The sequence below is a fragment of the Thiohalocapsa sp. genome, assembly GCF_019695415.1.
Classification (GTDB): Bacteria; Pseudomonadota; Gammaproteobacteria; order Chromatiales; family Chromatiaceae; genus Thiohalocapsa.
The window spans coordinates 1-9,130 of sequence record NZ_JAIFKJ010000551.1 but is presented as its reverse complement, the minus strand read 5'-3'; the positions used below and the strand labels follow the sequence as shown (position 1 = coordinate 9,130).

Here is a 9,130-nt window from a genome sequence, read left to right as displayed (position 1 = left end):
ACCAGCCTCTGCGGCCTCGGGCAGACGGCGCCGAACCCGGTGATGTCGACGCTGCGGTATTTCCGGCATGAGTACGAGGAGAAGCTGGGGTAAGGCAACCGCACACCCGGTAGGAGTGGCATGAACGAGAACGTCGAGAACATGAAAAAACTGAAGTTCGTGTACTGGCAGGACGACGGTTTCTGGCTCGGGTATCTGGAAGAGTTTCCGGATTACATGACCCAGGGGGAGTCGCTGGATGAGCTGGCGGAGAACTTGCGCGACATTTACAAGGAACTGACTTCAGACACGCTTCCCTTGGTTCGACGCGTCGGTGAGCTGGAAGTGGCGTGAAGCGCAGGGATTTGATCAGGCGCCTGGAATCCATGGGCTGTGTCCTGATCCGCCATGGAGGTCGGCACGACTGGTATCACAACCCGGAGACGAAAGAATCGCAGCCGGTTCCAAGGCACCGGGAGATACAAGAGCACCTCGCAAGGTAGATCATCAAAAGGCTGAGCTGATCGCTCCCCACTGACACCAAAGAGCCCAGAAGCAACCCCCCGGACGAGGACACCCCATGCCGATCCGCGCGCAGCAACCCAACGTCAGTGTCGTCACGCTGAACATCGACGGCCAGGATCTCTCTGCCCGAGCGGATGAGACCATCATCGAGGTGTGCCGGGAGAACAAGATCCCGATCCCGAGCCTGTGCTGGATGGACGGCTTGTCGGTGGTCGGGGCCTGCCGGCTCTGCGTCGTGGAGGTGGACGGCGGCCCGCGGCTGCAGGCAGCTTGCGCCACACGGGTACGCGAGGGCATGTCGGTGCAGACCAATACCGACAAGCTCCAGCGCTACCGCCGCACCCTGGTAGAGCTGCTGTTCGCCGAGCGCAACCACGTCTGCTCGGTCTGCGTGTCCAACGGCCATTGCGAGCTGCAATGGCTGGCGCAGAAATGCGGCGTGGATCACGTGCGCATGCCCTACCGGAACACCGGCTACAGCGTGGACTCCAGCCACGAGATGTTTCGGGTTGACCACAACCGCTGCGTGCTCTGCACCCGCTGCGTGCGGGTCTGCGACGAGATCGAGGGCGCCCACACCTGGGACGTCATGGGCCGCGGCAGCGGCTGCCAGGTGGTCACGGACCTGGCCAAGCCCTGGGGCGAGAGCGACAGCTGCACCAGCTGCGGCAAGTGCGTGCAGGTCTGCCCCACCGGCGCGCTGGTCAAGCAAGGCACTTCCGTCGGCGAGATGGTCAAAGACCAGCAGTTCCTGTCCATCCTGGCGCGGCGGAGAAGCAACCGATGAGCAATGGCCAACCAATGAGCAAAGGCACGAGGGTCACGGTCGCCACCACCTGGCTCGACGGCTGCTCAGGCTGCCACATGTCCTTCCTGGACATGGACGAGCGGCTGGTGGACCTGGCGGAACAGATCGACATCGTCTACAGCCCCTTCGTGGATGCCAAGGAGCTCCCGGAGCAGGTGGACCTGGGGATTCTGGAGGGCTCCATCAGTAATGAAGAGGACCTGCACAAGGCCCGCGAATTCCGCGCCCGATGCAAGGTCCTGCTCAGCCTGGGCGACTGCGCCGTCAACGGCAACGTCCCCGCCATGCGCAACCCCTTCAAGCTGGACGACGTCATCGAGCGGGCCTACCGCGACAATGTAGACCTCAACCCGCAGATTCCGACCGAGGGCGTGCCGCGGCTGCTGGCCACGGTGCGGCCGGTGCACGGTGTCGTGGATGTGGATATCTTCGTCCCCGGATGTCCGCCCCAAGCGGATGCCATCCACTATGTGCTCACTGAGCTCATCGCCGGCCGCACCCCAGACCCGAGCCAAGTGACGCGGTTTGGAGCCTGATTGGCATGCTTGTGGGAGCGGCGTCCCCGCCGCGATCATCCGAGCGTGCCGCATCCGCTCGCGGCTTGCGGCTCATGCAGACTTGGCTGTGCACCGCCGCTGCAGCGATGCTGCGAGTCCGCACGCTGCCACTGCTCGCAGCCGCCGTGGCGCTGCCGGCGGCGGAGAGCGGCTCTCGACCATGACGCTGCTGCGCGGCGCCCCCTTTGAGCCCGGCAGACACCTGCACCTGCTCGCCGAGATGGACCCCGCGCTGGCCGCAGCGACCATCCAGATCGGTGTAGAAGATGCGAACTGAGCCACCACCAGCAGTCGCTCGTTATCACATCCTCGTTTCCTGAACAGCCATCGGGCCCAGCACCATGAGCCGCACCATCAGCATCGAACCGGTCACCCGCATCGAAGGGCATGCCCGCATCACGCTGCAGCTCGCCGACACCGGCGAGGTGGAAGATGCCAAGTTCCATCTGACCCAGTTCCGCGGCTTCGAGAAATTCTGCGAGGGCCGCCCCTACCGCGAGATGCCCGCGCTCACAGCCCGCACCTGCGGCATCTGCCCCGTGAGCCACCTACTGGCCTCCAACAAGGCCTGCGACGACCTGCTCGCGGTGACCATCCCACCGACCGCGGAAAAGCTGCGGCGAGTCATGAACCTGGCGCAGCTGCTCCAAAGCCATGCCCTGAGCTTCTTTCACCTGTCGTCACCAGATCTACTGCTGGGCTGGGACTCTGACCCCAAGGATCGGAACATCTTCGGCGTCATGCGCACTGAACCGCAGCTCGCCAAGAACGGCATTCGCCTCCGGCAGGTGGGACAGACCATCATCGAGACCCTGGGCGGCAAGAAGATCCATCCCACCTGGGTCGTGCCCGGGGGCGTCAACGAGGCGCTGACGGTGGAGAAGCGCGACAGCATGCTTGCGATGCTGCCGGAGGCACTGGAGATCGCGAAGGACACGTACGCCTTCTTCAAGACCCTGGTGCCGAAGTTCAAGGACGAGGCCAGCCACTTCGGCACCATGAAGACCATGTTCCTGAGCCTCGTCTCGCCGCAGGGCCACCTCGAGCACTACGACGGCTTCCTGCGGCTCAAGGACGCCTCCGGACGGATCGTCGAGGACAAGGTGCCACCGCGCGACTACCCGCGGATCATCGGCGAGGCAGTGGAGGACTTCAGTTACATGAAGTTCCCCTATTACAAGCCGCTCGGCTATCCCAAGGGCATCTACCGCGTCGGCCCCCTCGCCCGTCTGAACAACGCCGATGCCTGCGGCACCCCCTTCGCCGATGTCGCGCTCGCCGAGTTCCGTACCCTGCAGGACGACGCCGGCCCCATCACCTCCAGCTTCCATTACCACTACGCCCGGTTGGTAGAGATCATCTTCGCCATCGAGAGCATGCAGCGACTGCTGAAGGACCCGAATATTCTGGATACCCGCGTGCGCGCCCGTGCCCGCGGCAACCGCAGCGAGGGCCTTGGGGTATCGGAGGCCCCCCGCGGCACCCTGATGCACCACTACAAGATCGACGACGAAGGGCTCATCACCTGGGTCGACCTCATCATCGCCACCGGCCACAACAACCTGGCCATGAACCGCAGCATCAAGGAAGTCGCCGACGCCTACGTGGACGGCACCGACGTGAAAGAGGGCATGCTGAACCGCGTCGAAGCCGTGATCCGCTGCTACGACCCCTGCTTGTCCTGCGCGTCCCATGCCTTCGGGCAGATGCCGATGGTGATCGATATCCACAACGCCGACGGCGAGGTGGTGCGGCGCATCAGTCGTGATTGAAGCCATCAGCGCAGATGGGAAGTGCGCGGTGCGTAGTGCGCAGTGCGGAGTCGACTCCCGCACTTCGCACCGCGAACTCCGCACTCCGCCACCCCCGCCTACGCTCGGCCAGCACCCTCAAGAAGCTGAGCTCGGCGGCGTCAGCACTTAGCCCCGCCCGATGCACACCCTCATCATCGGCTACGGCAGCCCCATCCGCGGCGATGATGCCGTGGGACCGTTGCTCGCGGATCGCATCGCCGAGCAAGCCGCCCAAGGCGACTGGCCCGACCACACCGAAGTCCAAGCCCGCCACATCCTCACCGCGGAGATCGTGGCCGACCTCGAGCAGGCAACGCGTGTGATCTTCATCGACGCCGCCGCCGATACGGCAGCCGGAGAGGTACGCACCCTACCCCTCCGGCCGGACCCCACCGCGCTCTCCACCATGGCCCATTTCCACGATCCGCGGGAGTTGCTCGCTTGGTGCGAGGGGCTCTACGGCAGGGCACCGGAGGCCTGGCTCGTCTCCGTAGGCGGTGCCGCCTGGGACTACGGCCACTTCGACCTGAGCCCCGCTGTGCACGCAGCTCTCCCAGCAGCGATGGCGGCCGTGCGGACCATCTGCGCGCTGGCAGCTGAGAACACGACGCGGACGCACCAGCGTCCAACGTCTTAATTGAGTATACCGTCCCCAAGATCGACGGCGAGATTTTTGTCAACTTAATACGGTGACAGTGTATGTAATTAAGCAACACCGGACGGACAATGCTGTTGTGACGCCGCCGCAACGGGGGATCTGCGATCATGGATGTTTGCGTTATCGAGATCCGACCAGTCTTAGGGAGTCACGACCATGAGCGCTACACAAGCCACCGATGATCCGCTCTTTACGCCGCTTCAAGCGGGCGAGCTGCGCCTGTCCAACCGTATCGTCCTAGGGCCCCTGACCCGCTCGCGGGCGCAGCAGCCGGGCAACGTCCCGGGCCCCATGAACGCCGAGTATTACGCTCAGCGCGCGGGGGCCGGGCTCATCGTCTCGGAGGCGACAAACATCTCCCAGGTGGCCATGGGCTATGCGCTCACCCCCGGCATCTTCACCAAGGAGCAGGTAGCCGGCTGGCGGCTCGTGACTGAGGCGGTGCACGCAGCCGGCGGGCAGATGGTGCTACAGCTCTGGCACTGCGGGCGTATGTCTCACGAGGCGCTGCACCCCGGCATCCCGCCCATGGCGCCGTCTGCCGTGCACTGCGATGCCTGTCAGGTGTTCTACGTGGATGACGAGGGCAAAGCCGGGCTCAGGCCGGTCTCGCCGCCCAAGGCCATGACCAAGGCCGACATCGACGCCACTATTCAGGAATACGTGATAGCCACGCGTAATGCCATCGCCGCAGGCTTCGACGGCGTGGAGGTGCACAGCGCCAACGGCTATCTGCTGCATCAGTTCCTTGCCAGCAACACCAACCAGCGCACGGACGAATACGGCGGCAGCTTGCAGAATCGAGCGCGCATGCTGTTCGAGGTGATGGACGCGGTGCTGGGCGAGATACCCGCCGGGCGCGTCGGCGTTCGCATCTCGCCACTCTTCAAGCTGAACGGCATCGATGACGCCGACCCAGGCGAGACCTTCGGCTACGTCTCTGAGCACTTGGGCAAGCGCGGCATCGCCTATCTGCACGTGGCCGACACCGACGTCATGCGCGGGGCTGAGCCCAAGATGGAGCAGATCCTGCCCTTCACACGGTCGCGATTCGACGGCGTGGTAATGCTCAACGGCGCCTACACGCCGGAGCGCGCCCGCCGGGCAATCCAGAACGGCGACGGCGACTGCATCGCCTTCGGCCGGCTCTTCCTCGCCAATCCGGACTTGCCTGAGCGCATCCGGCAAGGCGGCCCCTACAACGAGCCCGACCCCGCCACCTTCTACGGCGGCGGTGCCCAAGGCTACACGGACTACCCCACCCTACGCGGCTGACACGCCTCACTGCGAACGCCGGCTTCCACGCCGGCGCTCCAACTCCGCGTACCTGGCGCGGCGCATCACTGATCCAGCCCGTTGCGCCAGTCCTGATCCTCCTTGTCGAACAGCCGGTTGGCCTCGGTGGGGCCCCAGCTGCCGGCCTCGTAGGTATGGATGTAGTCGCGCTCGGTAGCCCAGAGCTTGAGCACCGGGTCCACAACCCGCCAAGCGTGCTCCACCTCGTCGGAGCGCAGGAACAGGGAATGATCCCCTGACAGCACATCCAGGATCAGCGCCTCGTAGGCATCGATCTGATCGCGACCGATGGAGCACGTGCTGGCATCCAGGCGCTCGGTCTGGGTGCGCATGGTGAGGCCCGGCTGCTTCACCAGCAGCTCGAAGCGCATGCACTCGTTGGGCTGTATGTTCAGCAGCAGCCAGTTGGGCTTCAGCTGTTCGATGGGCGTGTCACTGAAGAGCTGTTGTGGCGGATGGCGGAACCGGATCGCGATGAGCGAGTGCGACGCGCCGAGCCGCTTGCCCGTGCGCAGGTAAAAGGGCACGCCCCGCCAGCGCCAGTTGTCGATGTAGAGCTTGAGCGCGGCGTAGGTCTCCGTGCTGCTACGCGAGTCCACACCCTCCTCCTCCAGGTACCCAGGCACTCTGGCCCCGTTGCTCTCACCCGCCCGATACTGCGCCCGGAAGGCCTGCGCATGCACCGCCTGCCGCGGGATGGGCCGGATAGAGCGCAGCACCTTGACCTTCTCGTCCCGCAGCGCCTCGGCGTCCATGCTCGGTGGCGGCTCCATTGCCACCAGCGTCAGCATCTGCAAGAGGTGGCTCTGAATCATGTCCCGGAGCGCGCCGACCCCATCGTAGAATCCCGCGCGGCCGCCAATGCCCTTGGCTTCGGCGTGGGTGATCTGCACGTGATCGATGTAGTTGCGGTTCCACAGCGGCTCGAGCAGCAGGTTCGCGAAGCGAAACACCAGCACGTTCTGCACCGTGCTCTTGCCCAGGTAGTGGTCGATCCGGTAGATCTGCTCCTCGCCAAAGTGCCGTTGCAGCTGCTCGTCCAGGATCTGCGCGCTCTCCAGGTCATAGCCGAAAGGCTTCTCCACCACCAGCCTTGCCGCGCCGTGCTCGGGATGGTTCAGCCCCTGGGTCGCAAGGCGGTCCGCGACCTCGCCGTAGAAGGCGGGTGCCACTGCCAGATAGAACACCAGGCTGGGTGGAAAGCCGGCATCGCCATCGCTACCCTGGCTCTCTGCCGCGAGTCGCCGGGCCAGGCGTTCGAAGCCGGCGTCGTCCGTGAGATCGCCTTCGACAAAATAGAGCCGCGCCAGGAGGCGCTCCAGCACCTCGCCCTCCAGGCGCTCGCGCAGCTGCTCGCCGAGGGTATCCCGCACCTCACCGCGCCAGTCCTCGTCCGACCAGTCGCGGCGCCCGAAACCCATGACCCTCATCGACGGGCCCAGATGGCCACCGCGCTCCAGGTGGTAGAGCGCAGGTAACAGCTTTATTTGTGAGAGATTGCCGGTGGCACCAAAGATCACCAGCGTGCAGGATGTAGACATGAAAGGCTCCTCAGCGCAAAACTGCGTCGTGCATTGTCTGTACTTTGTGTTAGGTTCATTGAACAAAAGCTAGCCGTCGCCGTTGGCCACCGCCCGCGCGGTTGACCGACACCAGACAGCGCTCAGTCAGCTACGCGGGTTCCGGCACACCGTTTAAAGCCGCATGTCTTAGCTGGCAAAAGCGCGCGGCAGCGCGGGTTCAGACGGCCTGCCAGTGCCGACGCTGTCGTGACGACGACACCATGCCGTCCGAGTATTTAGCCTGCGCGCCACCATCCTGCGAACAATTCAACCACTGCGCCGACAGCTATGGACCGAAGCCCTATGCTTTCCGACCTGGACCCACGCGGCTATTGCGTCCTGATCGCGAGCAGCGAGGCCCACCCACTGGTGAAAACCGGCGGACTCGGTGATGTCGCGGCAAGCCTCCCCATGGCGCTGCGCCAGCTGGGCCACGACGCTCGCCTGATCCTGCCCGCCTACCCGAACGCCAAGAAGCAGGTTCGTGAGCTGAAGCCTCTCATGGAGCTGCGCATGTCCGGCGTCGTCGGCAGCGTGCAGCTTTACGGCGGCCTACTGCCGGATCGTGATTTGCCCGTTTATCTGGTGGACGCCCCGGCCTACTTTTGCCGCGAAGGCAATCCCTACACCGACGTCAGCGGCCGCGACTGGGGCGACAACCCCGAGCGCTTCCTGCTCTTCAGCCGTGTGGTCGCCCATGTGGCCATGGGTCTACCGCCCCTCAACTGGCGCCCTAACATCCTCCACAGCAATGACTGGCAGACAGGTCTCGCCGCGGCACTACTGCGTGAGCATGATGAGCGCCCGGCTACGGTGTTCACCATCCACAACTTGGCCTACCAAGGGTTGTTCGACCGCGCCACCTTCGATCGGCTGCGCTTGCCGGCGTCACTGTGGAGCCTGAGCGGTCTCGAGTTCCACCAGCGCATGTCCTTCATCAAGGGCGGCATCGTCTTCTCCGACCGCGTCAACACCGTCAGCCCCCAGTACGCCGACGCGGTTCGAACCCAGCGCTTCGGCTGTGGGCTGGACGGCCGCCTCCGCCCACTGGGCGGGCGCTGCCGCGGCACCCTGCACCGCACCACCCACCCACGAGGGCAACACCCCCACGACCCACCCCCGACCCCGCGGCCCGCGGGAGAGCGCGTGCATCTGAAGGCCGAGAACAAGCTGGAGCTCCAGAGGCTGTTCGGCCTGCCCCGCGACGAGCACGCTTTCGTGGTCGGCCACGTCGGTCGTCTGGTGGAGCAAAAGGGCGTGGATCTCATCATCGACATCCTGCCGCGGCTGGTCACGGCCGGGCGTGTGCAGCTGGTGATGCAAGGCGCCGGCGACCGGGCATTGGAACAGGCCCTGCAGGAGGCCGCCGCAGCGCACCCCGAGCGGGTCAGTGTGCACGTGGGCTACGACGAAGCGCGCGCGCACCTGATCGAGGCGGGCTCTGACGCCTTCCTGATGCCCTCGCGCTTCGAGCCCTGCGGGCTGAACCAAATGTACAGCCTACGCTATGGCACTGTGCCTATCGTACACAACACCGGGGGGCTCGCGGATACCGTTGTGGACGCCAGCGACGCAGCCCTGGCCGCTGGCACCGCCAACGGCTTCCTGTTCGACGATCCCAACGCCGACGGCCTTTGGTACGCGCTGGAGAAGGCGCTGCGGATGCAGCGGGAGCAACCCCAGCAATGGCGTGCGCTGATGCTTGCCGGCATGCGCAAGGACCTGAGCTGGCAGGCGAGCGCCCGCCGTTACGTGGATTTCTACGCCGAGGCCATCGCCTCCCGCGCGCCGCTCCACGAAGCGGCGATGGCATAGATGCGGACGTCCTAGATCTCGACCTTCGACGACAGCGTGGTGAGCGGCAGCCGCGAGGCCCTTGGTCATGCGCCGGGCGCCCGTCATGGCGCGAAGATGAGCATCACATAAGCCAGAAACAGCGTCAGGTGCACCAT

The 9,130-nt window shown here is 65.1% G+C and carries 10 protein-coding genes; 9 read left to right on the top strand and 1 reads right to left on the bottom strand.

Annotated elements, in window-relative coordinates; genetic code table 11:
• The 8 genes from I6U14_RS15230 to I6U14_RS15195 all read left to right on the top strand — a co-directional run.
• Positions 1–93, top strand: a 93-nt coding sequence (locus I6U14_RS15230) for an NADH-ubiquinone oxidoreductase-F iron-sulfur binding region domain-containing protein (RefSeq protein ID WP_296900372.1), incomplete at its 5' end; no start/stop codon positions are given.
• A gap of 48 nt (positions 94–141) precedes the next feature.
• The gene (locus tag I6U14_RS15225; protein WP_296900371.1) at positions 142–333 is read left to right on the top strand and encodes a type II toxin-antitoxin system HicB family antitoxin; all 192 of its coding nucleotides are present in this window, start codon (positions 142–144) and stop codon (positions 331–333) included.
• Entirely contained in the window at positions 330–482 is a 153-nt protein-coding gene (locus tag I6U14_RS15220) for a type II toxin-antitoxin system HicA family toxin (protein ID WP_296900370.1), read from the top strand. The genes I6U14_RS15225 and I6U14_RS15220 overlap by 4 nt, the downstream gene beginning before the upstream one ends.
• Before the next feature lie 77 nt (positions 483–559).
• A complete protein-coding gene (gene hoxU, locus I6U14_RS15215; protein ID WP_296900369.1) occupies positions 560–1,291 on the top strand; it encodes a bidirectional hydrogenase complex protein HoxU in 732 nt (243 codons plus the stop codon).
• 14 nt (positions 1,292–1,305) lie between these two features.
• Complete coding sequence (locus I6U14_RS15210; RefSeq protein ID WP_296900368.1) at positions 1,306–1,848, top strand: NADP oxidoreductase; 543 nt, start codon at positions 1,306–1,308, stop codon at positions 1,846–1,848.
• A 362-nt stretch (positions 1,849–2,210) separates the two neighbouring features.
• Entirely contained in the window at positions 2,211–3,641 is a 1,431-nt protein-coding gene (locus I6U14_RS15205; protein ID WP_296900367.1) for a Ni/Fe hydrogenase subunit alpha, read from the top strand.
• 160 nt (positions 3,642–3,801) lie between these two features.
• Entirely contained in the window at positions 3,802–4,299 is a 498-nt protein-coding gene (locus tag I6U14_RS15200) for a hydrogenase maturation protease (RefSeq protein ID WP_296900366.1), read from the top strand.
• Between the two features lie 177 nt (positions 4,300–4,476).
• Positions 4,477–5,595 (top strand): alkene reductase, encoded by a 1,119-nt coding sequence (locus I6U14_RS15195; RefSeq protein WP_296900365.1) that lies wholly within the window; start codon positions 4,477–4,479, stop codon positions 5,593–5,595.
• Between the two features lie 65 nt (positions 5,596–5,660).
• Here the strand turns inward: I6U14_RS15195 and zwf are convergent, their stop codons facing one another.
• The gene (zwf, locus tag I6U14_RS15190; RefSeq protein ID WP_296900364.1) at positions 5,661–7,157 is read right to left on the bottom strand and encodes a glucose-6-phosphate dehydrogenase; all 1,497 of its coding nucleotides are present in this window, start codon (positions 7,155–7,157) and stop codon (positions 5,661–5,663) included.
• A gap of 324 nt (positions 7,158–7,481) precedes the next feature.
• On the opposite strand from zwf, the gene glgA reads away from it, so the two are divergent.
• The gene (gene glgA, locus I6U14_RS15185) at positions 7,482–8,993 is read left to right on the top strand and encodes a glycogen synthase GlgA (RefSeq protein ID WP_296900363.1); all 1,512 of its coding nucleotides are present in this window, start codon (positions 7,482–7,484) and stop codon (positions 8,991–8,993) included.
• The last annotated feature ends 137 nt before the right edge of the window (positions 8,994–9,130 follow it).

Coding starts and splice junctions, on each gene's coding strand:
- I6U14_RS15225 (WP_296900371.1), top strand. CDS start 142: ATGAAAAAACTGAAGTTCGTGTACTGGCAGGACGACGGTTTCTGGCTC.
- hoxU (WP_296900369.1), top strand. CDS start 560: ATGCCGATCCGCGCGCAGCAACCCAACGTCAGTGTCGTCACGCTGAAC.
- I6U14_RS15210 (WP_296900368.1), top strand. CDS start 1,306: ATGAGCAAAGGCACGAGGGTCACGGTCGCCACCACCTGGCTCGACGGC.
- I6U14_RS15205 (WP_296900367.1), top strand. CDS start 2,211: ATGAGCCGCACCATCAGCATCGAACCGGTCACCCGCATCGAAGGGCAT.
- I6U14_RS15200 (WP_296900366.1), top strand. CDS start 3,802: ATGCACACCCTCATCATCGGCTACGGCAGCCCCATCCGCGGCGATGAT.
- I6U14_RS15195 (WP_296900365.1), top strand. CDS start 4,477: ATGAGCGCTACACAAGCCACCGATGATCCGCTCTTTACGCCGCTTCAA.
- zwf (WP_296900364.1), bottom strand. CDS start 7,157: ATGTCTACATCCTGCACGCTGGTGATCTTTGGTGCCACCGGCAATCTC.
- glgA (WP_296900363.1), top strand. CDS start 7,482: ATGCTTTCCGACCTGGACCCACGCGGCTATTGCGTCCTGATCGCGAGC.